We start from the raw sequence: 24,465 nt of genomic DNA, 5'->3' as shown, positions 1-24,465 counted from the left end.
GCCCGGCAGTTCTTGCTGCTGGCGTACCAGCGCAACGGGCCGAACTCCGCCGGAACGGCGAGGTCGACCCTGGCTCCCGAGGGCGCGATCCGCGTCATCCGGAACGGTGTCCCTGCGGGGGGCGCCGCCCCAGGTGCCGTCGCGGCCGTCATCCTCGTGCCTCCCGTCCTCCGCGCCGGTTCGGCGCCGTCCGGGACAACGAGCACGGATCAGTGACGTGACGCGATCAAGACGATACGCAGCGTCGCCATCCGGGTGATGTTCGAGGGCTCAGGGTGACGGCGACGGGCCGTCAGTGTGAGAGAGCCGCCGGTCTCTGCCGAGACCGGCGGCTCCGCGGCCCTCTCGGGTTGCTCAGGCCCCCGCCCGCTTGAAGATCTTCTTGCCCAGCCAGACCACCGGGTCGTACTTGCGGTCCACCACCCGCTCCTTGAGCGGGATGAGGGCGTTGTCAGTGATCTTGATGTGCTCGGGGCAGACCTCGGTGCAGCACTTGGTGATGTTGCAGTAGCCGAGTCCGTGCTCCTCCTGCGCCGCCTCCTTGCGGTCGGCGACGTCGAGGGGGTGCATGTCGAGCTCCGCCACGCGCATCAGGTAGCGCGGGCCGGCGAAGTTCTCCTTGTTCTCCTCGTGGTCGCGCACCACGTGGCAGGTGTTCTGGCACAGGTAGCACTCGATGCACTTGCGGAACTCCTGGCTCCGCTCGACGTCGACCTGCTGCATCCGGTACTCGCCCGGCGCCAGGTCCGGCGGCGGCGCGAAGCTGGGGATCTCCCGGGCCTTCGTGTAGTTGAACGACACGTCGGTGACGAGGTCCCGGATCACCGGGAAGGTCCGCAGCGGGGTGACCGTGATGACCTCGTCCTCGTCGAACGTCGACATCCGGGTCATGCACATCAGCCGGGGCCGGCCGTTGATCTCCGCGCTGCACGAGCCGCACTTGCCTGCCTTGCAGTTCCAGCGGACGGCGAGGTCCTGGGCCTGGGTCTGCTGGAGCCGGTGGATGATGTCGAGGACGACCTCGCCCTCGTTGACATCCACCGGGTAGTCGACGAGCTCGCCCTTCTCGTCGTCGCCCCGCCACACGCGGAAGTGCGCCTCGTAGCTCATGCCTTCTCCCCTGCCCCGGCGCGGTGACCGCCCAGCTCCTCGCCCGTGTAGTACTTCTTCAGCTCGTCCAGCTCGAACAGGTCCAGCAGCTCGGGCCGCATCGGCACCTGCTCCTGGCGCACCAGGTGCACGTCGTCCTCGCCGTTCGCGGACAGCACGAGCAGCTGGTGCCGCCAGTCGGAGTCCATGACGGGGAAGTCGTCGCGGGTGTGCCCGCCGCGGCTCTCCTGCCGCTCCAGCGCCGCCTTGGCGACGCACAGCGAGACCAGCAGCATGTTGCGCAGGTCCAGGGCCAGGTGCCAGCCCGGGTTGAACGCGCGCCCGCCCTCGACGGTGACCGTCCGCGCCTTCGTCGCGATCTCCTGGAGCGCCTTGAGCGCCTGCTCCATCTCCTCGGACTTGCGGATGATGCCGACGAGGTCGTTCATCGTCTTCTGCAGCTCCAGCTGCACGACGAACGGGTTCTCCCCGCCCTCGGTGGCGCTGGAGAACGGCAGCAGCGCGCGGTCCTGCGCCTTCGTCACGTCGTCGATCCGCACGGCGGGGCGCACCCCGGCGAGCGCATCGACGTACTCCGCCGCTCCGAGCCCGGCCCGGCGGCCGAACACCAGCAGGTCCGACAGCGAGTTGCCGCCGAGCCGGTTGGAGCCGTGCATGCCGCCCGCGACCTCGCCGGCCGCGAACAGGCCCGGCACCTTCGACATCGCCGTGTCCGGGTCGACCTCGACTCCACCCATCACGTAGTGGCAGGTGGGGCCGACCTCCATCGGCTCCTTGGTGATGTCGACGTCGGCCAGCTCCTTGAACTGGTGGTACATCGACGGCAGCCGCTTCTGGATCTCCTCGGGCGACAGCCGCGAGGCGATGTCGAGGAACACTCCGCCGTGCGGGCTGCCCCGCCCTGCCTTGACCTCCGCGTTGATCGCGCGGGCGACCTCGTCACGCGGCAGCAGCTCGGGCGGTCGCCGGTTGTTGTCGGCGTCGGTGTACCAGCGGTCGCCCTCCTCCTCGGTCTCGGCGTACTGCTCCCGGAACACGTCCGGGACGTAGTTGAACATGAACCGTTCGCCCTCGGAGTTGCGCAGCACACCGCCGTCGCCGCGCACCGACTCCGTGACCAGGATCCCCTTCACCGACGGCGGCCAGACCATGCCCGTCGGGTGGAACTGGAGGAACTCCATGTTGATCAGAGTGGCGCCCGCCCGGAGGGCGAGCGCGTGGCCGTCGCCGGTGTACTCCCAGGAGTTCGACGTCACCTGGTAGCTCTTGCCGACACCGCCGGTGGCCAGCACGATCGCCGGCGCGTCGAACCGGACGAACTTGCCGGTGCTGCGGTAGTAGCCGAAGCAGCCGGCGATCTTGCCGTCGTCCTTGAAGATCTCGGTGATCGTGGTCTCGTGGAAGACCCGGATGTTGGCCTCGTAGTCGCCGGTCTCCGCGTGGTCCTCCTGCTGCAGCGACACCACCTTCTGCTGCAGCGTCCGGATCATCTCCAGACCCGTGCGGTCACCGACGTGCGCCAGCCGCGGGTAGGTGTGCCCGCCGAAGTTGCGCTGGCTGATCTTGCCGTCCTTGGTGCGGTCGAAGAGCGCGCCGTAGGTCTCGAGCTCCCAGACGCGGTCCGGGGCCTCCTTGGCGTGCAGCTCGGCCATCCGCCAGTTGTTGAGGAACTTCCCGCCCCGCATCGTGTCGCGGTAGTGGACCATCCAGTTGTCGTTGGGGTTGACGTTCCCCATCGACGCCGCGCAACCGCCCTCGGCCATCACCGTGTGCGCCTTGCCGAAGAGCGACTTCGAGATGATGGCCGTGCGCTTGCCCTGCAGGCGCGCCTCGATCGCGGCGCGCAGGCCCGCACCCCCCGCGCCGATGACGACGACGTCGAACTCGTAGCGCTCGATCTCTTCAGTCATCTGCCACCACCCTCAGTTGATGATCCGCAGGTCGGGGATCCAGCCCGCCGCCACGGCCATGATGTAGAAGTCGGTCAACGCCAGCGTCCCGAGCGTGGTCCAGGCCAGCTGCATGTGCCGGGCGTTGAGCTTCGAGACGAACACCCACATGCGGTAGCGCAGCGGGTGCTTGGAGAAGTGGTTCAGCCTGCCGCCGATGATGCTGCGGCAGGAGTGGCACGAGATCGTGTACGCCCACAGGAGCACGACGTTGACCAGCAGGATCACATTGCCCAGGCCGAAGCCGAACGAGCCGTCGCTGCGGACGAACGCGTGGAGCGCGTCGTAGGTGTTGATCAGTGAGATGATCGCCGCGATGTAGAAGAAGTAGCGGTGCAGGTTCTGCCCGAGCAGTGGGAACCGGGTCTCCCCCGTGTAGCGCTGGTGGGGTTCGGCCACCGCGCAGGCCGGCGGCGAGAGCCAGAACGAGCGGTAGTAGGCCTTGCGGTAGTAGTAGCAGGTGAGCCGGAACAGCAGCAGGAACGGCAGCGAGAGCGCCGCGTAGGGCAGCCACCAGACGTCGGGGAGGAACTGCCCGAAGTGCGATGCGTGCGGGTCGCACCCGTACGACACGCACGGTGAGTAGAACGGCGTGAGGTAGTTGTACTCGGGCACGAAGTAGTCGTCCTGCAGGAACGCGCGCACCGTCGCGTAGACGACCCAGGCCGTGAGCCCGGCGAAGTTGGCCAGCGGTGGCAACCACCACCGGTCCGTGCGAAGCGTCCGTGCCGTGATCTGCGCCCGGCCGGCGGACGCGTCTGTGGTGGATGACACGTCAGGGTTCCTTAGTTCTGTGCGGTACGACGCCGCCCGCTCCAGGCCGCGGCGTCGGGACGTCTGGATCTCGCCGGAGCCTACGACCGACCCGCCGTGCACGGCGTATCGGGCTGTCACTGTGCGTTCCCATCGTGACGCGATTCACGCAGGAAGGGCCCTGAGACATTAGAGTGCCGCCGTGGGCCGCGGAGCGCATGAGCGCGGCGTGGGCGGCGACGTGATGGCCGCCACGCGGCGTGCGCTGGCGCCGGGAGGCTCCCGGCCACCCGCGATGCTCGTGCTGCTCGCCGCGCTCCTCGTCGCCGCAACGATCGTCGCCGCGGTCGTCGGCACGCTCTCGCTGACGGGCGGGGCCGGTCCGGGCGGTCCGCCGCCCGCCCGGGTCGCGGCGCCTCCGGAGCTGGCGACGCCCCCGGCCGCCCCGCCCGCCGTCCCCACGGAGGCGGCTCCGACCGCCGCACCCACGGCGGAGGCGCCCGCTCCACCCGCCGACCCGCGCAGCGTGTTCCGCGATCCGGCTCTGCGCACACTCGCCGAGCCGTTCCTGACCGGGCCCGCGGCGTCGTGCGATCAGCGGGACCCGGGCGCCGACGTCACCGAGACCGTCGCCTGCGACCTCGGCGGCGGGCGCTCCGCCGTCTTCTCCCGGATGGTCTCGCCGGAGGCGATGCGCGACCACCGCCGCGGCATCGTCGCCGGGCGGGACGCCCGGGCCGGCACCGTCCGGTCGGTGCGCTGGCGCTACGTCGCGGGCCGTCCGGAGACGCGCGCCGGTGTCCCGCCGCTCGAGAAGGACCGCGGGGAAGGCATCCGCGTGCGCTTCGTCGACCGCGCGGGCGTGCCCCGGCTGTACTTCGACCAGGACTCATCGGGCTGCACCGGCGACATCGCGCTGACCCGGCCCACCGGGAACGACCGCGCCGACCTGGAGGCGCTGCGGACGTACTGGGCCGACCCCGCGGAATGACACCGGTCGCGCCCTCCAGCGACCCGCGTGGCGGCTGGGCGCCGTGCCGGTGCTCGTCCTGCTCAGCGGCGGCGGGTCGTGGCGGCCAGGTAGTCCCGGTTCAGCTGGGAGATCACGTCGAGGGGGATCTCCTTCGGGCAGGCCACCGCGCACTCGCCGGTGTTGGTGCAGCCGCCGAAGCCCTCGGCGTCGTGCGTGGCCACCATGCGGATCACGCGGTCGGAGCGCTCCGGCTGGCCCTGCGGCAGCTCGCCGAGGTGCGTGATCTTCGCGCCGAGGAAGAGCGAGGCGCTCCCGTTCGGGCAGGCGGCCACGCACGCCCCGCAGCCGATGCAGGCGGCCGCGGTGAACGCGCGGTCGGCGTTCGGCTTCGGCACGGGCGTGGCGTGTGCCTCGGGGGCGGCCCCCGTCGGCGCCGAGATGTAGCCGCCGGACGCGATGACCCGGTCGAACGCGCTGCGGTCCACGACCAGGTCCTTGACCACGGGGAACGCGGCGGCGCGGAACGGTTCGACGGTGATCGTCTCCCCGTCGCGGAAGTGCCGCAGGTGCAGCTGGCAGGTGGTGGTGGCCTTCTGCGGGCCGTGCGGCTCGCCGTTGATCACCATGCTGCAGGCGCCGCAGATGCCCTCGCGGCAGTCGTGGTCGAACGCCACCGGCTCCTCGCCGTCGAGGATCAGCCTCTCGTTGAGGACATCCATGAGCTCGAGGAACGACATGTCCTCGTCGGCGTCGTCGACGCGGTAGGCGACGAGGCGGCCCTCGTCCTCGGGGCCGTCCTGGCGCCAGATGCGCAGGTTCAACTTCACTTGTAGCTCCGCTGGCTGGGGGTGACGTACTCGAAGTGCAGGTCCTCCTTGTGCAGGACCGGTGCGCTGCCCTGACCGGTGAACTCCCAGGCCGCGACGTAGGAGAACTCGTCGTCCTTGCGGGCGGCCTCGTGGTCCTCGGTCTGGGACTCGGCACGGAAGTGCCCGCCGCAGCTCTCCTCGCGGTGCAGCGCGTCGAGGCACATCAGCTCGGCCAGCTCCAGGAAGTCGGCCACGCGGCCCGCCTTCTCGAGGGACTGGTTCAGCGTGGCGGCGGAGCCGGGCACCTTGACGCTCCGCCAGAACTCGCGCCGCAGCTCGGGGATGCGGTCGAGCGCCTTGCGCAGGCCCTCCGCGGTGCGCTCCATGCCGCAGTACTCCCACATGAGGTGGCCCAGCTCCCGGTGGAAGGAGTCGACCGTGCGGTCACCGTCGATCGAGAGCAGCTTCTCGATGCGGCTCGCGACCGCCGCCTCGGCCTCCCGCACCTCGGGGGCGTCGGCGGCCACGGGCTCGACGCCGCGCGCCAGGTAGTCACCGATCGTGTTCGGGAGCACGAAGTAGCCGTCGGCGAGGCCCTGCATCAGCGCGGACGCGCCCAGGCGGTTGGCGCCGTGGTCGGAGAAGTTCGCCTCGCCGACCACGAACAGGCCCGGGATGGTGCTCTGCAGGTCGTAGTCGACCCACAGCCCGCCCATCGTGTAGTGGACGGCCGGGTAGATGCGCATCGGCACCTCGTAGGGGTCCTCGCCGGTGATGCGCTGGTACATCTGGAACAGGTTCCCGTACTTCGCCGCGACGGCCGGGCGGCCCAGCCGCCCGATCGCGTCGGCGAAGTCGAGGTAGACGCCCAGGCCGGTCGGGCCGACGCCGCGCCCTGCGTCGCAGACGTTCTTGGCGGCGCGGCTGGCGATGTCGCGGGGCACCAGGTTGCCGAACGCCGGGTACTGGCGCTCCAGGAAGTAGTCGCGCTCGGCCTCGGGGATGTCGCCCGGTGCGCGCGTGTCGCCCGCCTTCTGCGGCACCCAGACGCGTCCGTCGTTGCGCAGCGACTCGCTCATCAGCGTGAGCTTCGACTGGTGGTCGCCGCTCACCGGGATGCAGGTCGGGTGGATCTGCGTGTAGCAGGGGTTGGCGAAGTGGGCGCCCTTGCGGTGCGCGCGCCAGCTCGCGGTGACGTTGCAGCCCTTGGCGTTCGTCGAGAGGTAGAAGACGTTGCCGTAGCCGCCGGATGCGAGCACCACGGCGTCGGCGAGGTGGCTCTCGGTCTCCCCCGTCACCAGGTCGCGTGCGACGATGCCGCGGGCCCGCCCGTCGACCACGATCAGCTCGAGCATCTCGTGGCGCGGGTACATCGTGACGCCGCCCGCATCGATCTGGCGCTCGAGGGCCTGGTAGGCGCCCAGCAGCAGCTGCTGGCCGGTCTGGCCGCGGGCGTAGAAGGTGCGGGAGACCTGCGCGCCGCCGAACGAGCGGGTGTCGAGCAGGCCGCCGTACTCGCGGGCGAACGGCACGCCCTGCGCCACGCACTGGTCGATGATCTGCACGCTGATCTCGGCGAGCCGGTGGACGTTGGACTCCCGGGAGCGGAAGTCGCCACCCTTCACCGTGTCGTAGAACAGCCGGTGGATGCTGTCGCCGTCGCCGCGGTAGTTCTTCGCGGCGTTGATGCCGCCCTGCGCGGCGATGGAGTGGGCGCGCCGCGGGCTGTCCTGGTAGCAGAAGGAGCTGACCTGGTAGCCCAGCTCGGCGAGGGTGGCCGCGGCGGACCCACCGGCCAGGCCGGTGCCCACGACGATGATCTTCATCTTGCGCTTGTTGGCCGGGTTGACCAGCTTGACGCCGAACCGGCGGCGCTCCCAGCGGGTCTCGATCGGACCGTCGGGCGCCGCGGTGTCCACCAGCGGCGATCCGACGACGAAGTCGGTGTAGGAAGCCCCAGATCGTGAACTCATGGTCACGCCACCAATCCGGTCAGCACGGCGAACGGGACGGAGAGGAAACCGGCCACCAGCACCACCGCGATGCCCAGCGCCACGCCCTTGAGCGTGTTCTGGCTCGCGGCGCTGGACCGGCCGAACGTCTGCAGGGCGCTCCACAGGCCGTGCCGGACGTGGAAGCCGACGGCCACCACGGCGAGCGTGTAGGCGAGCGTGACGTACCAGCGCTGCGGGGCGAAGTCGGCCACGACGTTCGCGTACACCTCGCCGTGGACGCCATGGGGGTTGAGCGTGCCGGTCGTGAGGTCGAGCAGGTGGTAGACGACGAACAGGGCGATGATCACCCCGCCCCACCGCATCGTGCGAGCGGCGTAGCTGCCCTGCACCGGCTTGCGGTGGGCGTATCGCACCGGCCGCGCGCGACGGGCCCGCCGCGCCAGGATCGTCGCCGACACGATGTGGGCGACCAACGAGACGCCGAGCACCACCCGGATCAGCCACAGCGTCGTCTCGGACGGCAGCGCGGGCTCGCCGATCTCGCGCAGCCACGCCGCGTAGGTGTCCAGCGCGTCGGCGCCGAGGAAGATCTTCAGGTTGCCCAGCATGTGGGCCACCAGGTAGAGGAACATCACCGCGCCGGTGACCGCCATGACGTACTTCAGCTGGACCGACGTGCGGCGCGGCGGGCGGGCCACGCGCGGCGCGGGGCGCTTCTCCACGGTCACCATGCGCTCAGCGTCGATAGCGCAGGCAGTTGTCGTCCAATGCATCGAAGGGGCGGCGACGATGTACGTAGGCTATGGGGGTGACGTTCACGCAGCTCGCGTACTTCCTCGCCGTGGCCGACGTGCGCAGCTTCACGCGAGCGGCGGAATCGGTCGGCGTGGCGCAGCCCACGCTGTCGCGGCAGCTCAAGGCACTCGAGACCGAACTCGTCGACCGGGGCGCCCGCGACGGCCCGATGCTCACCCCCGCCGGGGAGGCGCTCCTGCCCCTCGCCCGGCGGATGCTCGCCGACGCCGACAACGCCCGCACCGCCGTCGCGGAGATCGTCGGGCTGCGCAGCGGCCGCATCCGCGTGGGCGGCACCCCGTCGCTGTGCATCGGGGTGCTCGCCGATGTGCTGCGGGTGTTCCACGAGCAGCACCCGGACATCCGCCTCGAGCTGGCCGAGGACGGCTCGCAGCCGCTCGTGCGCTCGCTCGCCCGCGGTGAGCTGGACGTGGCGCTGGTGATCGTGCCGGCGGCCGGTGTCGACCCCGCCCTGCACACCACCCCGGTGCTGCGGGAACGCCTGTCCGTGGCGTCACCCACCTCGGAACGCGCCCCGACCTCGCGCGCCTCGATGAGCGTGCGCGAGCTCGGCCGCCGGTCGCTCGTCGTGCCCCGCCGCGGCTACGACGTGCGCGAGACCACCCTGGCGGCCTTCGCCGACGCCGGCGTGGAGCCGCAGTTCGCCGTGGAGGGCGGCGAGATGGACGCCGTGCTGCGGATGGTCGAGGCCGGCACCGGGGTGGCGGTGGTGCCCGACCTCGTGTTCGCCGGCCGGCCCCGGCTGCGGCGCACGGTGCTCACGCCGCCGCTCTTCCGCACCGTCGCGCTGGCCCGGCGGGCCGACCTCACCCCCACGCACGCCATGCGCGCGTTCCGCGCCACGCTGCTGTCGTTCCTCGCCGTGCTGTCGGCGGGCGACGGCTTCGCCGGTGACGTGCAGGTGCTGCGGCCCGCCACCGGGTGACTCAGCCGGTCGTCTCGGTGAGCGCTCGGCGGGCCACTGCGTAGCCCCGGTCGGCGGCCGCGCGCAGCACGTCGGCCGCTGCGGCGCGTTCTGCCGCCTCCACGGGCGCCCGTGGCGCGGCGCCTGCCGTCCGGGCGCCCAGGGCGCCGAGGTGGGCGACGAACTCCTCGGCGCCCCCGACGTCCGCGATCTCCTCCAGCGCGGGCTCCGCGCCGAGGCGGGCGATGCCCCAGCGCGTGTGCAGGCGCACCAACGTGTGCCGGCCGGGCGCCGCCGTGACGTGCTCGACCTTCGCCTGGATCCGCCGCAGGTCGGCGCCACCGTGCAGCCAGACCAGCTCGCGGGCCGCGGCGGCGAGGTCGGGCGCTCCCCCGCCGCCGGGGAGCCGGACGGCCGGGCGTATGCGCTCGCCGATGAAGGACGAGTTCACCCGCCCGAGGACGTCGATGTTGCTCGCGTCCAGCACCACCCGGTCGAAGCGGCGCGCCATGGCCAGCAGGACCGACGCGGTGTCCGCGACGTAACCGAGCGCGTTGCCGTACGCCGGGTAGTCGGTGGTGCTCGTCGGCACGAGCCGCCCCGGCCCGTGCGTGCTCGCGCCGGCCTCGAAGGCCTGGATGAACTCTTCCCCGGACAGCCGGTGGGCCAGCTGGCCGGCGAGCACGGGCCAGTGGAAGCCGGTGAAGACCCAGCCTCCGCGGCGGAACTCGCGGGCGGCGCGGACCAGGAAGTCGAGCGTGATCATGCTCCCAGCACGTCCTCGTCCAGCCAGGACCGGAAGCCCTCGGGCGTGGCCGCGAGCCGCGCGTACCGCTCGTAGGCCGCGATGTCGCGGTCGTAGCGACCCAGCGCCCCGTCGGGCGCCAGCGCCCCGCGCCGGTGCACGACCGCGGAGACCAGCAGGCCGGGGATCGTGATGCCCGCGGCCCGCACGGTGCCACCGGATGCGAGCTCCTCGGCCACGAGGACCACCACGCCGGCGGCCTGCGCGGCGACGACCACCTCGCCGACCGGGCCGCGCACCACACCGTTGCCGGCCGGGTCGGCGAGGTCGACGTGGACGAAGGCGACGTCGGGCACCTCGGCGCGCACCACCCAGCTCGTGCCGAACGCACACGTCACCGTGTCCAGCCGGCCCACCGTCCAGTCCTCGTCGACGTACCCGGTGCCGGTCCGGTCCGGCACGGGCAGGAACGGCACGCCCCACGCCCCCGCGGTGAGGGCGGCGGTCAGCAGCCCGAGGCTCATCTCGTGCAGCACCACCGCCGTGCCACCCTCCGCGGCGCGCCGGAAGTTGTGCGCCGGGGCAGGCCCGACGGGGCTCCAGCAGTGCCCGTACGTCGCCGAGCGCAGCACGCCGGCCCCGAGCAGCTGGTCCATGAGCAGCCCGCCGGAGGCGATGACGAGGTCGACGTCGCGGACGCCCTGCCGGATCATCTCGTGGCCGACGCAGAACAGCTGGGCGCCGAAGTTGCCCAGGTACACGCGGCTGCCCGGGCGGACGTACGTGCGCACGGCGTCGGCCAGGCCGAGCACCGGCGTCATGCGTACGCCTCGGGCAGCATGTGCAGGCCGCGGCCGAGGTGGGCACCGCCGTCGATCTGCAGTAGCTGGCCGGTGATGAGGGCACCGGCCGGGCCGGCGAGGAACGCGACGAGCTCGGCCACGTCCTCGACCGGGGTCGCCCGCTGCATCGGCGTGGCCTTGTCGACGAGGTTGCCGAGCACGTGCTCGCTCGCCTCGCCACCGAGCGCGTGCGTCAGCACGGTGCCCGGGCCGATGCAGTTGAGCCGGATCCCGTCCCGCGCCCACTCCAGGGCGAGGGTGCGGGTCAGGCCGAGCACGCCCGCGCGGGCGGCGATGGAGTGGGCCATCCCCATTCCACCGCGCTCCACCCCGGACAGCGAGATGTTCTGGACGCTGCCGCGCCTGGCCGCGAGGTAGGGGTGCGCGGCCCGCGTGAGGTGGAAGACGCTGGTCAGGTTGAGGTCGATCACGGCGTTCCAGCCGCCGGGCGAGATGTCGACGGCCGGGGCGAAGAACTGCCCGCCGGCGTTGTTCACGAGCAGGTCGAGCCCGCGCTCCTCGCCGACCTCCACGAGCGCGGCGGTGGCCGGGCCGGTCTCGCGGACGTTGCAGACCCGGTAGTCGTAGGAGCCCGGTCCCGTCATCGAGCCGCCCGTCTCGGCGAGCGTCTCCTCGTGGCGCCCGAACCCGGTGACGGCCGCGCCGAGCTCGACGAGGCGCAGCGCGATGGCGCGGCCGATCCCGCTGCCGGCGCCGGTGACGATGGCGGACGTGCCGGAGAGCGCGTCCTCCCGCAGGACCTGGGCTGTGGTCATCGCGACTCCTCCATGGGGGGACGGGGCGGGGCCGGCCTGCGCACCGGCCGGGCGCCGCAGAACGTCACCGGGAACTGCGGGACGGCCTCGCCCTCGGCCGTCGCCGCGACGACGGCGCCGGGTCGCTCACGCGCGACCTCCCGCAGCGCGGTGACCGGGTCGCGCACGGGACCGGCCGGGATGCCCAGCTCGGCCATGCGCAGGCAGACCTCGTCCACCGGGTGGCGCGCCGTCCACGCCTCGACGACGCGGTCGTAGCCCTCGGCGTCGGCGAGGCGTTCGGCCGCGGTGCCGGCCGGCCCACCGACCAGGGGCCGCAGCCGCGCCCAGTGCTTGTCCAGCCCGGCGTAGATGTAGGCGTGCCCGTCGCGGCAGCGGTACACGTTGGACGGCGAGGCGGCGGCGTCGCGGTTCCCCGTGCCGGGCCGGAACGTGCCCTCCTCGGCCGCCGCGAGCACCGCCGGGCCCACGAGGGCGATCATGGCCACGTCGTGCATGGGGACGTCGACGAGCACCCCCGTGGCGCGGTCGCGGTCGGCGAGCGCCATCGCGGTGGCGAACGCGGCGTACGTCCCGCTGATCACGTCGGTGGGCCAGCCCGCGGAGATGCGCGGCGTTCCGTCCTCCGCCGCGTTGGTGAGCGCGTAGCCGCTCACGGCCTGTGCGATCGAGTCGAAGCTGGTGCGCGGGTCGTCCGCCCCGTAGGCGGAGACGAGGGTGACCACCAGGTGCGGGTGAGCGCGGTGCAGCGCCTCCCAGGTCAGCCCGAGGGTCTCGAGGGTGCGCAGCCCGAAGTTCATGACGAGCGCGTCGGCGTCGGCCAGCAGCGCGTCGAGCCGGGCGCGGCCGTCGGGGCTGCGCAGGTCCAGCGCCCGGGTGGTCTTGCCCGTGTTGAACGAGCGGTAGTAGATGCTGCCGAACCGGGTGCCCGGCAGCGCCCGCGACGGGTCACCGCCGCGCGGCTCGACCTTGTGCACGTCGGCGCCGAAGTCGGCGAGGAGCTGCCCGCACACCGCGCCCGCGATGTACTGGCTCAGGTCGACGACCGTGCGCCCGGTGAGCGGTGCGGGCGGGATCACGGGATCCGCTCGATGACCGCGGCCACGCCCTGCCCGCCGCCGACGCACAGGCTCGCCACGCCGTAGCGCCCGTCGCGGCGCGCGAGCTCGTGGAGCAGCGACACGACGATGCGGGTGCCGCTCTGCCCGGTCGGGTGCCCGAGCGCGATGCCGCCGCCGTTGACGTTGACCCGCTCGGGGTCGAGCCCCAGCTCCCGCACGTTCTGCACGATCTGGGCGGCGAAGGCCTCGTTGATCTCGAACAGGTCGATGTCGCCGATCTCCAGCCCGGCCCGCTTGAGGGCCATCGGGATCGCCGCGGTGGGCCCGACCCCCATGACGGTGGGGTCGACGCCGACGGCCGTGAACGACACCAGCCGCGCCAACGGGGTGACGCCGTGCCGCTCGACCGCCTCGCCGCTCGCGACCAGCACCGCCGCGGCGCCGTCGGCCATCTGGCTCGCGTTGCCCGCGGTGACCGTGCCGCCGTCCTGGAACGACGGCTTCAGGCGGGCGAGCTTCTCCGCCGTGGTGACGCGGAACGTCTCGTCCCGCTCCAGCTCGCCGTCCTCGGTCTCGACCGGCACGACCTCCGCGGCGAACCGGCCGTCCTCCCACGCCCGCCGCACCCGGTCCTGGCTGCGGGCGGCCCATTCGTCCTGCGCCGCGCGGTCCACGCCGTATTCGCGCGCGACCTTCTCCGCGGTCTGGCCCATGTTCATGCCGCAGATCGGGTCGGTGCCGCCGTCGCGCCAGCCGTCGGCGAGGGTGATGTCGCCGCGGCGCACACCCTCCCAGCGCAGCGTGTAGGGCGCGATGTAGGGCATCGTGCTCATGCTCTCGGCCGCAATCGCGAGTGCGACCTCGGCGTCACCGGCCAGCACCGACTGGTTCGCCAGCTGGATCGCCTTGAGCCCGGAGGCGCACGCCATGTTGATGGTCTGCGCCGGGACGTGCACCGGGACCCCCGCCTTCAGCGCGACCTGGCGGCCGGGGTTGGGGCCGTTGCCGGCCTGCCTGCAGTTGGAGACCACGACCTCGTCGACCGCGTCGGGCGTCGCTCCGGCGCGCTCCAGCACGGCCGCACCGGCCAGGCCGCCGAGGTCGACGAGCCGGACGTCGCGCAGCGACCCGCCGTAGCGGCCGTGTGGCGTGCGCACGCCGGCGACGAGGAAGGCTTCTCTGGGCATGTCGTCCTCCCGGGTCAGTTCTCGCGCAGGACGCGCTTGGCCTTGTGGGTGTGGCGCGGAAGCGTTCCGGGCGGAACGCACTCGACGAGGGCGCGGACGGTCAGCTCGGCGCGCACGGCCGCGGCGAGCCGCTCCCGCACCTCGTCGGCCCGCGCGTGCTCGGCCTCGACCCGCAGCTTGATCCCGGTCAGGGCGCCGGTGGCGCCGTCCGTCACGTCGGGGTCGAGGACGATGCGGTACTCCCCGGTGACGCCCTCGGTGCGCCGCACGACGTCCTCGACCGCGCTCGGGAAGAGGTTCACGCCCTTGATCACGAGCATGTCGTCGGCGCGGCCGACCACCCCGCCGGGCAGCCGGGCGAGGGTGCGGCCGCAGGCGCACGGCGAGCTGTCGCGGACGACGACGTCGCCGGTCCACCAACGCACCAGCGGGGTGGCGCGCTTGTCGAGGTGGGTGAGCACGAGGACGCCCGGCGTGCCGTCCGGAACCGGTTCACGGGTGTCGGCGTCGAGCACCTCGGCGTAGGCGAAGTCCTCGGGCAGGTGCCCGCCCGCCTGCTCGGCGCACTCCCACGCGATGGGTTGGAACTCGAGGCTGCCGTAGCCGTCGTAGCACCGCGCGCCCCACAGCTCCTCGATGCGGGCTCGGGTGGCCGGTACCGCACCGCCCGGCTCGCCGCCGACGGTGACGCTGCGCACCGCCGAGTCCCGCAGCGGGCGCCCCATCGCCTCGGCCGTGTCGGCGAGGTGCAGCATGAACGACGGCGTGCCGGCCACGGCCGTGGTGCCGTAGCGGAAGATCGTCTCGACCTGGCGCTCGGTCTCGGCCGCCCCGCCCGGGATGACCGTGGCGCCGATGCGCCCGTACCCGCTGGTGAACCCGAGCCCGCCCACGAACCAGGTGTAGGTGAACAGGCACTGGAACACGTCGGTGTCGCGGGTGCCCTGGCTGTAGGCGGCGCGCGCGTACAGGTCGGCCCAGCGCTCCAGGTCGGCCCCGGTCCAGCACACCGGGGTGGGGCTCGACGTGGTGCCCGAGGAGAAGTGCACCCGGCGGACGTCCCGCAGCGGCGCCGCGAGCCCCGAGCCCCACGGGCCGCTCTCCCGGAGGCTCTCCACGTAGTCGGACTTCGCCACCACCGGCAACCGGCGCAGGTCGCCGAGCGAGCGCAGGTCGCCGGGCGTGAAGCCGACGTCCTGCCACCGGCGCCGGTAGAAGTCGCTGTGCTCGTGCACGTGGGCGAGCTGCTTGCGCAGCTGCGCCAGCTGGTGCTCCGCGATTCGCTCCCGCGACCAGGTCTCGGCCTCGTCCCAGTAGCGGTCGGAGAACGGTCGGCTCACACCTCTCCCTTCAGGCCTGCGGCACGAAGGCCAGGGGGCGGATCGGCGACCCGGTGCCGCCCGTGATGCGCAGCGGGGCGGCGAGGAAGAAGAAGCTCCACGCGGACGCCCCGACGACCGGCTCCAGGTTCATCGCCTCCATGATCGAGATCCCGCTCTCGACCAGCAGGTGGACGTGCACGTCGAGCGACGGGCTCGGCAGCTGCTCGTAGGCGACGGTGTCGCAGCCGCTCGCGCGCACCCCGCGGTCCGACAGCCACCGCGCGCCGTCGAGCGCCACGCCCGGCGCGGCTCCGTCGGTGCCGAGGAACCGCGGCGGGTCGTCCCAGTACCGGTCCCACCCGGTGCGGACCAGCACGACCGACCCGGCGGCGGGCTCGGGCCCGTGCTCGGCGAACCACGTGGCGAGGTGGTCGCCCGTGACGCCGTCGGCGGGCGTGAGCTCGCGGCCCAGCAGCGTGGGCATGTCGACGACGTGCCCGGACGCCGCGATCGGCGCCATCTCGTGCACCGAGTGGACCGCCATCCCCTCCGAGAACGACTGGTGGCCCTCGATCTCGACCCCGTTGTAGATCTTCCCGAGCTTCGCGACGTGCGCGAACCCGTCGATGTGGGTGCCGACGTGGTCGCCGGTGGTGATCATCGCGGCGGACCCGGAGACGCCCCCGGGGTAGACCACGTCGCCGTGGCGCTTGGTGAGCACGAAGCTGTACGGCGGGTGCGCCGGGTGGTGCGGGATCCCCGTGTACATCTGCTGGGCGAGGTCGAACACGCGCATCGCCCCGGCCGCGGGGAACGGGACCTGCATCTCCCACGTCATGCGGCCGCCTCCTGCGCGACCGCCCGCCCGATGACGAGGCGCTGGATCTCCGAGGTGCCCTCGTAGATCTCCAGGATCCGCTGGTCGCGGTAGAGGCGTTCCGCGACGTTGGGCTTGCAGTAGCCGTCCCCGCCGTGCACCTGCACGGCCACGTCGACGGCGTGGTGCGCGGCCTCGCTCGCGTAGAGCTTGGCCATGGCCCCGAGGACCGAGACGTCGCCACCGCGGTCGTAGGTCTCGGCGGCGGTGAAGGTGAGCAGGCGCGCGGCGGAGAGCTCCGTGGCCACGTCGGCCAGGGGGAACGACACGCCCTGGTTCTCGATGATCGGCCGGCCGAACGTCGTCCGGCGCGCCGCCTCGCGGGCCCCGACCTCGTAGCCGGCGAGCCCCACGCCCGTGGACTGCGCGGCCACGCTGATGCGCCCGACGTTCAGCGTGTCGAGGGCGAGCCGGAGGCCGCGGCCGGGCCGACCGAGCACGTCGGCGTCGCTCACCCGCGTGTCGAGCTTGAGGTTGCTCGTCTTGGTGCCGCGGATGCCCATCTTGTCCTCGTAGCGGTCGATCACCACGCCGGGCGCCTCGCGGTCGACGAAGAACGCGCTGATGCCGCGCGACCCGGCGTCCGGGTCGGTGCGCGCGAACACCACGTAGTGCCGGGACGCGCCCCCGTTGCCGATGAAGATCTTCTCGCCGCGCAGGTGGTAGCCGTCGCCGTCGCGTTCCGCGGTGGCCCGGATGGCGCCCGCATCGCTGCCCGCGCCGACCTCGGTGAGCGCGAAGCTGACCGCCTCACCCCGGGCCATGCCCCCGAGGTAGCGCGCCTGCTGCTCCTCCGTGCCGGCGAGCAGGATCGGCGTACCGCCGAGCGCGTACGCGGTGAGGATCGCGCCGGTGGACGCGCACGCGCGCGAGACCTCCTCGATCACGGCGCACGTCGTGGCGAACGAGGCACCGGCACCGCCGAAGCGCGTGGGCACGAAGAGCCCGGCCAGACCCGACTCGACGAGGAGCGCGACGTTCTCGTCCGGGTAGCGCTGCTCCCGGTCGAGCTCCTCGGCCAGCGGGGCGAAATGGCGCTCGGCGAGATCCTTGGCGAGGTTCAGCCATTTCCGGCCGTCGTCGTCGAGCTCGGGGGACCACACCACAGCCATTCGCGCTCCGATCTCTCGAAAATGTGGGTTCAGCCGGTGGGACGGAGACCGTTCACGACGAAGGTCGCGAACTCCTCGGCGATGTTCTCGATGTCGCTGCCCGGCCGTGGCCGGTACCACATGTTGATCCAGTTCAACGCGCCGAGGATCGGCTTGGCCGCCAGCCGCGGTGCGACGTCGCGGAAGAGGCCGGCCCGGGTGCCGTCGGCCACGATGTCGGCGAAGTACTGCTCGTACTCGTCGCGCATGTCGACGAACGCCTGCAGCGCCCGGCGCTGCTTCGCCCCCGCCTCCTGCATGAGGTGCATCTCCGTGCCCTGGACCGCCACGCGCGACCGCGCGCTCTGGGTCATCATCACCGTCGCGTGCATCCGCGCGGCGGCGTGCAGGCGCGCGTCCGGCGGGAGGTCGCGCTGCTCGGCGATGGGCCGGATCCGCTCCAGCAGGTCCAGCATCGCGAGCGTGAGCACGTCGAGGAAGATGTCCGCCTTCGACCGGTAGTAGTGGTAGATCCGTCCCTTCGTGGAGCCCAGCACCTCGGCGATGTCGTCGACGCTCGTGGCCGTGAAGCCGCGCTCCATGAACACGGTGGCCGCCGCGTTCAGCACCTCCATGCGTCCCGCCTCCGCGGGCCCCCTCCGGCCGAGGCCGGACTGCATCACCACGTCGAACTCCTCACCCACGATCTGCCGACCGGCGCACGATCGCGTGCCGGATTCCCACCAGCCCGTTCGGGGACAGCAGCAGGATCGCGGCCAGCACCGCGCCGAGGACGATCTTGTCGGCGTCCCCGCCGAACGAGAACAGCTCCTGCTGCGTCGTCAGGATCGCCGCCCCGACGAGCGGCCCGAGCAGCAGCCGTCGTCCGGGCAGGATCACGGCCGCGAGCATGAACAGCAGGAAGTGCGCCGAGAGCAGGTCCGGGCTGACGTAGCTGCGCTGGTAGGCGTAGAGCCAGCCCGCCACCCCGGCGATCGGCGCCGACAGGACGAACACCAGCACCCGGGTCCGGCGGACGTCGACCCCGAGGGTCGTGGCGAGGTCCGGGTTCATCTGGGTCATCAGCGCGGTCACGCCCAGCCGGGACCGGCGGAACCGCGCGATGACGGCGACGACCAGCACGAGCACGACGAACGCGATGGGCCACATCTCCGCGTTCGTGCGGGCGACGTACTGCCCGCCCACGGCCGGGAGCGCGAGCAGCGGGACGCCGACGAGCCCGTCCGTCCCGCCCAGGAACTCGTTGTTGGACACCACGGTCAGGCCGATGACCGCGGCCGCGTACGTGACCAGGGAGAACACGAACTCGCGGGTGCGGATGGTGGCCAGGCCGAGCACCACGGCGAGGACCGTGACCACGGCGACGGCTGCGACCAGCGACGCGAGCGGCCCCCAGCCGTACTTCACGGCCGCCACCGCTGTGGCGTACGCCCCGCCGGCCCAGAACAGGGTGTGCCCGAGGCTCACCTCGCCCAGGTAGGACAGCACGACGTCGATGCCGTAGGACATGACCGCGAAGATCGCGATCAGGACCACCGTCGCGTAGATCCGGTCCGAGCCGCCCAGCAGCACCGGCACCAGGTAGCCGAGGACGATCAGCACCGGCCAGCGCGCGATCCGGACCGCGGCCGGCAGGACCGGACCGCCCGCCCGGTGCCGGCCGGGCGTCCGCTCCTCGTGGACCGGCAGCTCGCTCACGGTCATCGGATCCTCAGTCCCTCGGGGCGCACCACGAGGACGACCAGCAGGACGGCGAACGCGGCCGCCATCGAGTAGGCGGGCGGGAAGAACGCCCCGAACAGCGCCACGAAGACTCCCAGGCCGAAGCCGGTGACCAGGTTGCCCAGGATGCTGCCGATGCCGCCGAGCACGACCACCAGGAAGGTGATGATGACCTCGTCGAACCCGATGGAGGTGAGGATCGGGCTGCGCGGCGCGATGACCGCGCCCGCGAGCGCGGCGCTCAGCGCGGCGAAGACGAACACGCCCAGGTAGACCCGCGCGGCGTCGATGCCGTACAGCTGGGCGAGCTTGGGGTCCTCCGCCACCCCGCGCACGATCCGGCCGATGGTGGTGCGGCTCAGCACGAAGAAGGTCACGGCGTAGAGCGCGAGCGCGGCCACGATGATCAGCACGTCCTGCTGGGTGAACCGGCCCGAGCCGAGCGCCACGTTCGCGCTGCTGAACGGGCTCGGGATCTGCTGCGGGTTGCCCCCGAAGACCAGCGCGGCGCCGCCCTGCACCAGGTAGCCGAATGCGAGCGTCACGAGCATCAGGCTCACGATGTTCTGCTCCAGCACGAGCCGGGTCATCGCCAGCTGCATGACCACGCCGAGCAGACCCACCGCGACCAGCGCGACCGGGACGGCGAGCAGGTACGGCACACCGAGCGAGGTGGTCGCCCACCACGTCACGAAGGCGCCGAGCATGTAGAGCTGGCCGTGGGCGAAGTTGACGAGCCGGGCGGCGCCGAGCAGCACCGTCCAGCCGACGGCGAGCAGGGCGTAGCCCGCGCCGAGCGCGAGCCCGTTGACGAGCTGGTCGAGGACGTTCACCGGCGCAGCCCTCCGAGGTAGGCGGCGGCGATGCGCTCGTCGTCGCGCATCTCGGACGCCGGGCCGGACGCCCCGACCCGGCCCTGTTCGAGCAGGTAGAGGCGGTCGGCGACCTCCAGCGCCGCCGTCACGTTCTGCTCCACGAGCAGCACCGACAGCCCGCCGTCGACGAGCTCGCGGACGTGGCGCAGCACGCCCCGCACGAGCCGCGGCGCGAGCCCGACCGACGGCTCGTCGAGGATGAGCAGCCGCGGCGCCGCGCGCAGCGCCCGGCCGATCGCGACCATCTGGCGCTCCCCGCCGGACAGCGTCGAGCACTTCCGGGTGGCGCGCGCCGAGAGCTGCGGGAACACCGCGTAGACGTCCGCCACCGCGTACCGCCTACCGGCCGCGTTCTTCGGCGGTGTGACGAGCTCGAGGTTCTCCTCGACCGTGAGCCCCTCGAACACGCCCTTGCCCTCGGGCACGAGGACGATGCCGCGCCCCGTGCGGCGGTGCGCGGGCAGCCCGCCCACGTCGACGCCGTCGAGCCGGACGGTGCCGGACACCGCGGGCCGGCCGCGCGACCAGCCCGCCACCGCGTTCACCAGCGTGCTCTTACCGGCGCCGTTCGCCCCGGCGACGGCCACCAGCTCGCGTTCCCCCACGGTGAGGTCGACGCCGTGCAGCGCGGCGGTGTGGCCGTAACGGACCTCCAGGCCGGCCAGCTCGAGCAGGGCGGAAGCTGTGCCGGATGGTGGGCTCGCGAGCTCGCTCACGCCGTCCTCCCCAGGTAGGCCTCCAGCACGGCCGGCTGCCGCTGGACGTCCGCCGGTGGGCCGTACGCGATCCGCTCGCCCCGGTCCACGACCACGAGCCGATCGACGATCTCCATCACCAGGTCCATGTGGTGCTCGATGAGCACGATCGCGAGCCCGCGCCCGCGCAGTTCTCCCAGCAGGTCGGCCAGGTTGCGCATGTCGTCGCCGCCGACCCCGGCCGCGGGCTCGTCGACGAGGAGCACGCGCGTGCCGCCGCCGTAGGCGAGCACGATCGACAGCACGCGCTGCAGCCCGTACGGCAGGTCGTCCGGCAGCAGCTCGTGGTAGCGCGCCGCGATCCCGAACTCGGCCAGCAGGGCGCCTGCATCCCGGCGGATCCCGGCCCGGGCCCTGCTCTCCCGCCACGGCGTGACGATGCCGGGCAGCAGCCGCGTCGCGCGCTCCACCTGGAGGCTCGCCATCGCGTTCTCGAGCACGGTCAGCCCGGTGAAGAACGAGTTCTGCTGGAACGTCCGGCGCAGGCCCCGGCGCGCGAGCGCCTGCGTCGACATCCCGGCCGTGCTCGCCCCGTACAGACGGCACTCGCCCTCGTGCGGCACCGTGTTCGTGATCGCGGCGAAGCTGCTGCTCTTGCCCGCGCCGTTGGGGCCGATGACCCCGACGATCTCGCCGTCGTCGACCGTCCACGACACGTCGTCCAGCGCGGTGAGGCTGCCGTAGCGGACGGTCAGCCCCTCGACGACCAGAGCGGGAGCGGTCATCCCCACACCGCGTCGTCGACCGGGATCTGCTCGAGGACCTTCGTCTTCCCGCCCTCCACGGTGAACGCGTAGATCGGGAACTCCTGCTGGCCGTCCCCGGTGAACCGGACGTCGCCGAGGATCGTGCCCGCGAAGCTCTCACCCTGGATGGCGTCGGCGACCGCGAGCCGGTCGGTGCCGCCGACCTTCGTCACCGCCTTGCACCACACGTCCACGCTCTGGGCACCGAGTGCCCGGTACTTGTCGGGCAGCTCGCCGCCCGAGCGCTGGGTGTAGGCCTGCACGAAGGCCTGGTTGCGCGGGAGGCTGCGGAACGGCTCGACGTCGGGGAAGTAGAGGTCGGCGGAGACCAGGCCGTCGATCACGGCGCCGCCTGCGAGGTCGATGACCGTCGGCGAGACGGTGCCGGTGCCGGCGAAGTGCGTGGCCGGGATGTGCGACTCGGCGTACTGCCGCGCCATCGCCGGCATCCCGGACGACTCCGCCGCGTTCGCCGAGAAGACGACGTCCGGGTTCGCGGCCGCGATGTTGGAGAGCGGGATGCGGAAGTCGGTGTCGGTGAACGCGAACTTCTGCTCCGCGACCACCTCGATCCCCCGCTTCTCGAGCTCCGCCCGCAGGCCGGCGCCGGCGTCGTTGCCGTACGCGTCGTTCTGCAGCAGCATCGCGACCCCCCGGGCGTGCAGGGTGTCGGCGATGTAGCGCGCGGCGACGTGCGCCCCCACCTGGTTGCCCGCGTTCATCCGCACGGCGGCCGGGTCGGCTCCCCCGAGGATCGAGGCGTTCTGCGGGATGCTGGTGATGTTCATGACGCCGGCGCGCACGAGGACCGGCTGGATCGCGAGCGTCACCGGGCTGTTCCAGCCGCCCATGACGACGTCCGCACCCTCGGCGATCAGGTCGTTGGCCGCGCTCACGCCGGCCGCGGGCGTGCTCTGGTCGTCGCGGGACACGACCTCGATCTGCCGACCCGCGCAGCCGCCCTCGGAGTTGATCAGGTCGGACATGACCTCGATGGCCTCGAGGACGTGCGCGCCGTTCGGGCCGGCCGGTCCGGAGAGCGGCACGATCACCCCGACCTTCAGCGGGCCCGACTCCTGCGCCGGGGCACCGGCCCCGGGTCGGGGGCTGCTCCCGGTGTTGGCACAACCCGCGCTCAACGCCGCGAGCGCCGCGACGGCGGCCAGCAGCTTCCTCGAGCCCTTCACACGCGTCTCCCCATTGAGTCCGACGATCCAGGTGGCCGTACTACTGCGTAGGTTGGTGTATAGAGCGACGTCTGTGATCAGGTCAAGGCGCGCTCGGAAAATCGTCGAAGAATTGAGCGTTGACGACATACCCGCGAGTATGTTCTGCTGCGCTATGAGCGATCTCCGTCCGACTCCGGGGTGGGCGCGATCGTGCGGCCACGTACGCCTGCAGCCGCCCCTCGCGACCGACCGGCCCGATCCGGCCACCGACCGGCTGCTCGTCGCCGAGCGCATCGCCCGCTACGGCTGGTCCTACGACGAGCGCGACCGCGACGCCCTCGGCGAGTGCTTCACCCCGGACGGGGTGTGGGAGGGCCTGATCATGGGGCGCGACCGGGTCGGCCCCGCCGAGGGCCGCGAGGCCATCGTCGACTTCCTCGTCGCGTTCTGGGAGCAGCAGGGCGACCAGCGGCGGCACATCTTCACGAACGTCGTGGTCGACGAGCTCGCGTCCGCGCACGCGACCGTGCACGCCTACATCGTGCTCACCGCCGCGAGCGGCGGGGTCATGACCCCCGTGAGCACCGGGCCGTACCGGTTCGAGCTCGCGCGGGAGGACGACGGCGTCTGGCGGATCGCGCGCCTGACGGCCGGGTTCGACGCGCCCTTCTGATGGCCGGCCGCCTCATGTCCGGCACCGTGCTCGTGGCCGGCGCGAGCGGGCTGGTCGGCGCGGCCTCGGTGGACGCGTTCCTCGCCGCCGGCTGGGACGTCGTCGCGCTCTCCCGTCGCCCGCCCGAGGTGGCGAGTGCCGTCCCGTTCCGCCACCTCGCGCTCGACCTGCGCGATCCGGCCGCGTGCCGCGCCGCGGCCACCGACCTGGCCGGGATCACCCACCTCGTCTACACGGCGCTGCACGAGAAGCCCGGGCTGATCGCGGGCTGGCGCGAGCAGGACCAGATGGACACCAACCTGGCGATGCTGCGCAACCTGCTCGACCCGCTGGCCGAGGTCGCGGCCCTGCGGCACGTCACCCTGCTCCAGGGCACCAAGGCGTACGGGGTGCACCGCCACCCCATCCGGATCCCCGCGCGCGAACGCCATCCGCGCGACGACCACCCGAACTTCTACTGGTTGCAGGAGGACCACCTTCGGGGGCTCTCCGCCGGGCACGGGTTCGGGTGGACGATCCTGCGCCCCCAGCTGGTGGTCGGGCCCGCCTGCGGCGTGGCGATGAACCTGCCACCCGTGATCGGCGCCTTCGCGGCGATCTGCCGGGCCGAGGGACGGCCGTTCGGCTTCCCCGGCGGCCTCTCGTACGTGACCGAGGCGGTGGACGTGCGCCTGGTCGCGGATGCCGCGCTCTGGGCCGCCACCGAACCCCGGGCGTGGGGCGAGCACTTCAACCTCACCAACGGCGAGGTGTTCGAGTGGCGGGACCTGTGGCCCGCGCTCGCCGGCGTGCTCGGCGTGGAACCCGGCCCGGACGAGCCGGTGCGGCTCGGCGCGTTCCTCCCCGCGAAGTCGGGCGTGTGGGACGACGTCGTCCGCCGGCACCACCTGCGGCCGCTCGGCCTGCCGGAGCTGCTCGGCGAGTCGCACCACTACGCCGACTACTGCTTCGCCCACGGCGCGAAGCGGGTGCCACCTCCCGCCTTCGTCAGCACCGTGAAGATCAAGCAGGCCGGATTCTGCGGGACGTGGGACACCGAGGAGTCGATGCGGCACTGGCTGCGGGTGCTGATCGAACGGAGAGTGCTGCCGCCCGCATGACACCCCCTGTGTCAACCCCAAGATCGAGATTAGGCCGCTGCGGGTGTGGTGAGGCGTTGGAGCGCGCCGTGTTTGGTGGGGTTGTAGGGCACGCCGTCGAGCCAGCGGCGCCAGATCACGCGGATCCAGGCGCGGGCCAGGATGCGCACGGCGTGGGGGTGGTCTTTGCCGGCGGCGATGGCGTCGCGGTAGATCTTGGCGGCCCACGGGCTGGCGTGGCGGCTGTTGTCGGCG

At 72.5% G+C, this 24,465-nt stretch carries 24 protein-coding genes and 1 pseudogene; 4 read left to right on the top strand and 21 right to left on the bottom strand.

Annotated elements, in window-relative coordinates:
* Nucleotides 1-354: 354 nt before the first annotated feature.
* The 3 genes from ABEA81_RS39650 to ABEA81_RS39640 are packed head-to-tail and all read right to left on the bottom strand — an operon-like array spanning nucleotide 355 to nucleotide 3,833.
* The gene (locus tag ABEA81_RS39650) at nucleotides 355-1,110 is read right to left on the bottom strand and encodes a succinate dehydrogenase/fumarate reductase iron-sulfur subunit (RefSeq protein ID WP_345612800.1); all 756 of its coding nucleotides are present in this window, start codon (nucleotides 1,108-1,110) and stop codon (nucleotides 355-357) included.
* Nucleotides 1,107-3,020: a fumarate reductase/succinate dehydrogenase flavoprotein subunit gene (locus ABEA81_RS39645; protein WP_345612798.1), complete on the bottom strand. Its 1,914-nt coding sequence runs from the start codon at nucleotides 3,018-3,020 to the stop codon at nucleotides 1,107-1,109. The genes ABEA81_RS39650 and ABEA81_RS39645 overlap by 4 nt, the downstream gene beginning before the upstream one ends.
* Before the next feature lie 12 nt (nucleotides 3,021-3,032).
* Nucleotides 3,033-3,833: a hypothetical protein gene (locus tag ABEA81_RS39640; protein ID WP_345612796.1), complete on the bottom strand. Its 801-nt coding sequence runs from the start codon at nucleotides 3,831-3,833 to the stop codon at nucleotides 3,033-3,035.
* A gap of 181 nt (nucleotides 3,834-4,014) precedes the next feature.
* On the opposite strand from ABEA81_RS39640, the gene ABEA81_RS39635 reads away from it, so the two are divergent.
* Nucleotides 4,015-4,803: a hypothetical protein gene (locus ABEA81_RS39635; RefSeq protein WP_345612794.1), complete on the top strand. Its 789-nt coding sequence runs from the start codon at nucleotides 4,015-4,017 to the stop codon at nucleotides 4,801-4,803.
* Between the two features lie 62 nt (nucleotides 4,804-4,865).
* Here the strand turns inward: ABEA81_RS39635 and ABEA81_RS39630 are convergent, their stop codons facing one another.
* From ABEA81_RS39630 to ABEA81_RS39620, 3 genes are read right to left on the bottom strand one after another with little or no spacing between them, the layout of a single operon-like run.
* Nucleotides 4,866-5,612 (bottom strand): succinate dehydrogenase/fumarate reductase iron-sulfur subunit, encoded by a 747-nt coding sequence (locus ABEA81_RS39630; protein WP_345612792.1) that lies wholly within the window; start codon nucleotides 5,610-5,612, stop codon nucleotides 4,866-4,868.
* On the bottom strand, nucleotides 5,609-7,567 hold the full coding sequence (locus ABEA81_RS39625; RefSeq protein ID WP_345612790.1) for a fumarate reductase/succinate dehydrogenase flavoprotein subunit: 1,959 nt from the start codon (nucleotides 7,565-7,567) through the stop codon (nucleotides 5,609-5,611). Before ABEA81_RS39625 ends, ABEA81_RS39630 begins: the two co-directional genes overlap by 4 nt.
* 2 nt (nucleotides 7,568-7,569) lie before the next feature.
* A complete protein-coding gene (locus ABEA81_RS39620; protein ID WP_345612788.1) occupies nucleotides 7,570-8,280 on the bottom strand; it encodes a succinate dehydrogenase cytochrome b subunit in 711 nt (236 codons plus the stop codon).
* A gap of 77 nt (nucleotides 8,281-8,357) precedes the next feature.
* Between ABEA81_RS39620 and ABEA81_RS39615 the strand changes: the two genes are divergently transcribed.
* Entirely contained in the window at nucleotides 8,358-9,290 is a 933-nt protein-coding gene (locus tag ABEA81_RS39615; RefSeq protein WP_345612786.1) for a LysR family transcriptional regulator, read from the top strand.
* A 1-nt stretch (nucleotide 9,291) separates the two neighbouring features.
* On the opposite strand, the gene ABEA81_RS39610 is transcribed toward ABEA81_RS39615, so the two are convergent.
* The 14 genes from ABEA81_RS39610 to ABEA81_RS39545 are packed head-to-tail and all read right to left on the bottom strand — an operon-like array spanning nucleotide 9,292 to nucleotide 22,476.
* Nucleotides 9,292-10,035: a hypothetical protein gene (locus tag ABEA81_RS39610; RefSeq protein WP_345612784.1), complete on the bottom strand. Its 744-nt coding sequence runs from the start codon at nucleotides 10,033-10,035 to the stop codon at nucleotides 9,292-9,294.
* The gene (locus ABEA81_RS39605) at nucleotides 10,032-10,835 is read right to left on the bottom strand and encodes a CoA-transferase (protein ID WP_345612782.1); all 804 of its coding nucleotides are present in this window, start codon (nucleotides 10,833-10,835) and stop codon (nucleotides 10,032-10,034) included. Before ABEA81_RS39605 ends, ABEA81_RS39610 begins: the two co-directional genes overlap by 4 nt.
* Nucleotides 10,832-11,632: an SDR family NAD(P)-dependent oxidoreductase gene (locus ABEA81_RS39600; protein ID WP_345612780.1), complete on the bottom strand. Its 801-nt coding sequence runs from the start codon at nucleotides 11,630-11,632 to the stop codon at nucleotides 10,832-10,834. The genes ABEA81_RS39605 and ABEA81_RS39600 overlap by 4 nt, the downstream gene beginning before the upstream one ends.
* Nucleotides 11,629-12,711: a CoA transferase gene (locus ABEA81_RS39595; RefSeq protein WP_345612778.1), complete on the bottom strand. Its 1,083-nt coding sequence runs from the start codon at nucleotides 12,709-12,711 to the stop codon at nucleotides 11,629-11,631. Before ABEA81_RS39595 ends, ABEA81_RS39600 begins: the two co-directional genes overlap by 4 nt.
* Nucleotides 12,708-13,880, bottom strand: coding sequence for a thiolase family protein (locus ABEA81_RS39590; RefSeq protein ID WP_345612776.1), 1,173 nt, complete (start codon nucleotides 13,878-13,880; stop codon nucleotides 12,708-12,710). The genes ABEA81_RS39595 and ABEA81_RS39590 overlap by 4 nt, the downstream gene beginning before the upstream one ends.
* 14 nt (nucleotides 13,881-13,894) lie before the next feature.
* Nucleotides 13,895-15,220: a phenylacetate--CoA ligase family protein gene (locus tag ABEA81_RS39585; protein WP_345612774.1), complete on the bottom strand. Its 1,326-nt coding sequence runs from the start codon at nucleotides 15,218-15,220 to the stop codon at nucleotides 13,895-13,897.
* Nucleotides 15,221-15,230: 10 nt separating this feature from the next.
* Entirely contained in the window at nucleotides 15,231-16,040 is an 810-nt protein-coding gene (locus ABEA81_RS39580) for a cyclase family protein (RefSeq protein ID WP_345612772.1), read from the bottom strand.
* On the bottom strand, nucleotides 16,037-17,191 hold the full coding sequence (locus ABEA81_RS39575) for an acyl-CoA dehydrogenase family protein (protein ID WP_345612770.1): 1,155 nt from the start codon (nucleotides 17,189-17,191) through the stop codon (nucleotides 16,037-16,039). Before ABEA81_RS39575 ends, ABEA81_RS39580 begins: the two co-directional genes overlap by 4 nt.
* Nucleotides 17,192-17,220: 29 nt before the next feature.
* The gene (locus ABEA81_RS39570; protein ID WP_345612836.1) at nucleotides 17,221-17,850 is read right to left on the bottom strand and encodes a TetR/AcrR family transcriptional regulator; all 630 of its coding nucleotides are present in this window, start codon (nucleotides 17,848-17,850) and stop codon (nucleotides 17,221-17,223) included.
* Between the two features lie 16 nt (nucleotides 17,851-17,866).
* On the bottom strand, nucleotides 17,867-18,889 hold the full coding sequence (locus ABEA81_RS39565) for a branched-chain amino acid ABC transporter permease (protein WP_345612768.1): 1,023 nt from the start codon (nucleotides 18,887-18,889) through the stop codon (nucleotides 17,867-17,869).
* A gap of 2 nt (nucleotides 18,890-18,891) precedes the next feature.
* The gene (locus ABEA81_RS39560) at nucleotides 18,892-19,746 is read right to left on the bottom strand and encodes a branched-chain amino acid ABC transporter permease (protein ID WP_345612766.1); all 855 of its coding nucleotides are present in this window, start codon (nucleotides 19,744-19,746) and stop codon (nucleotides 18,892-18,894) included.
* The gene (locus ABEA81_RS39555; RefSeq protein WP_345612764.1) at nucleotides 19,743-20,504 is read right to left on the bottom strand and encodes an ABC transporter ATP-binding protein; all 762 of its coding nucleotides are present in this window, start codon (nucleotides 20,502-20,504) and stop codon (nucleotides 19,743-19,745) included. Before ABEA81_RS39555 ends, ABEA81_RS39560 begins: the two co-directional genes overlap by 4 nt.
* On the bottom strand, nucleotides 20,501-21,268 hold the full coding sequence (locus ABEA81_RS39550) for an ABC transporter ATP-binding protein (protein WP_345612762.1): 768 nt from the start codon (nucleotides 21,266-21,268) through the stop codon (nucleotides 20,501-20,503). The genes ABEA81_RS39555 and ABEA81_RS39550 overlap by 4 nt, the downstream gene beginning before the upstream one ends.
* Complete coding sequence (locus ABEA81_RS39545; protein ID WP_345612760.1) at nucleotides 21,265-22,476, bottom strand: ABC transporter substrate-binding protein; 1,212 nt, start codon at nucleotides 22,474-22,476, stop codon at nucleotides 21,265-21,267. The genes ABEA81_RS39550 and ABEA81_RS39545 overlap by 4 nt, the downstream gene beginning before the upstream one ends.
* 154 nt (nucleotides 22,477-22,630) lie before the next feature.
* Between ABEA81_RS39545 and ABEA81_RS39540 the strand changes: the two genes are divergently transcribed.
* The gene (locus ABEA81_RS39540) at nucleotides 22,631-23,131 is read left to right on the top strand and encodes a nuclear transport factor 2 family protein (protein ID WP_345612758.1); all 501 of its coding nucleotides are present in this window, start codon (nucleotides 22,631-22,633) and stop codon (nucleotides 23,129-23,131) included.
* A complete protein-coding gene (locus ABEA81_RS39535; protein WP_345612756.1) occupies nucleotides 23,131-24,231 on the top strand; it encodes an SDR family oxidoreductase in 1,101 nt (366 codons plus the stop codon). Before ABEA81_RS39540 ends, ABEA81_RS39535 begins: the two co-directional genes overlap by 1 nt.
* A 29-nt stretch (nucleotides 24,232-24,260) precedes the next feature.
* Here ABEA81_RS39535 and ABEA81_RS39530 read toward each other — a convergent pair.
* Nucleotides 24,261-24,465: pseudogene (locus ABEA81_RS39530) on the bottom strand (IS110 family transposase); the annotation flags it as partial.

It is taken from the genome of Pseudonocardia adelaidensis (genome assembly GCF_039543345.1).
Lineage (GTDB): Bacteria > Actinomycetota > Actinomycetes > Mycobacteriales > Pseudonocardiaceae > Pseudonocardia > Pseudonocardia adelaidensis.
This window is presented reverse-complemented; position numbering and strand designations above follow the sequence as displayed.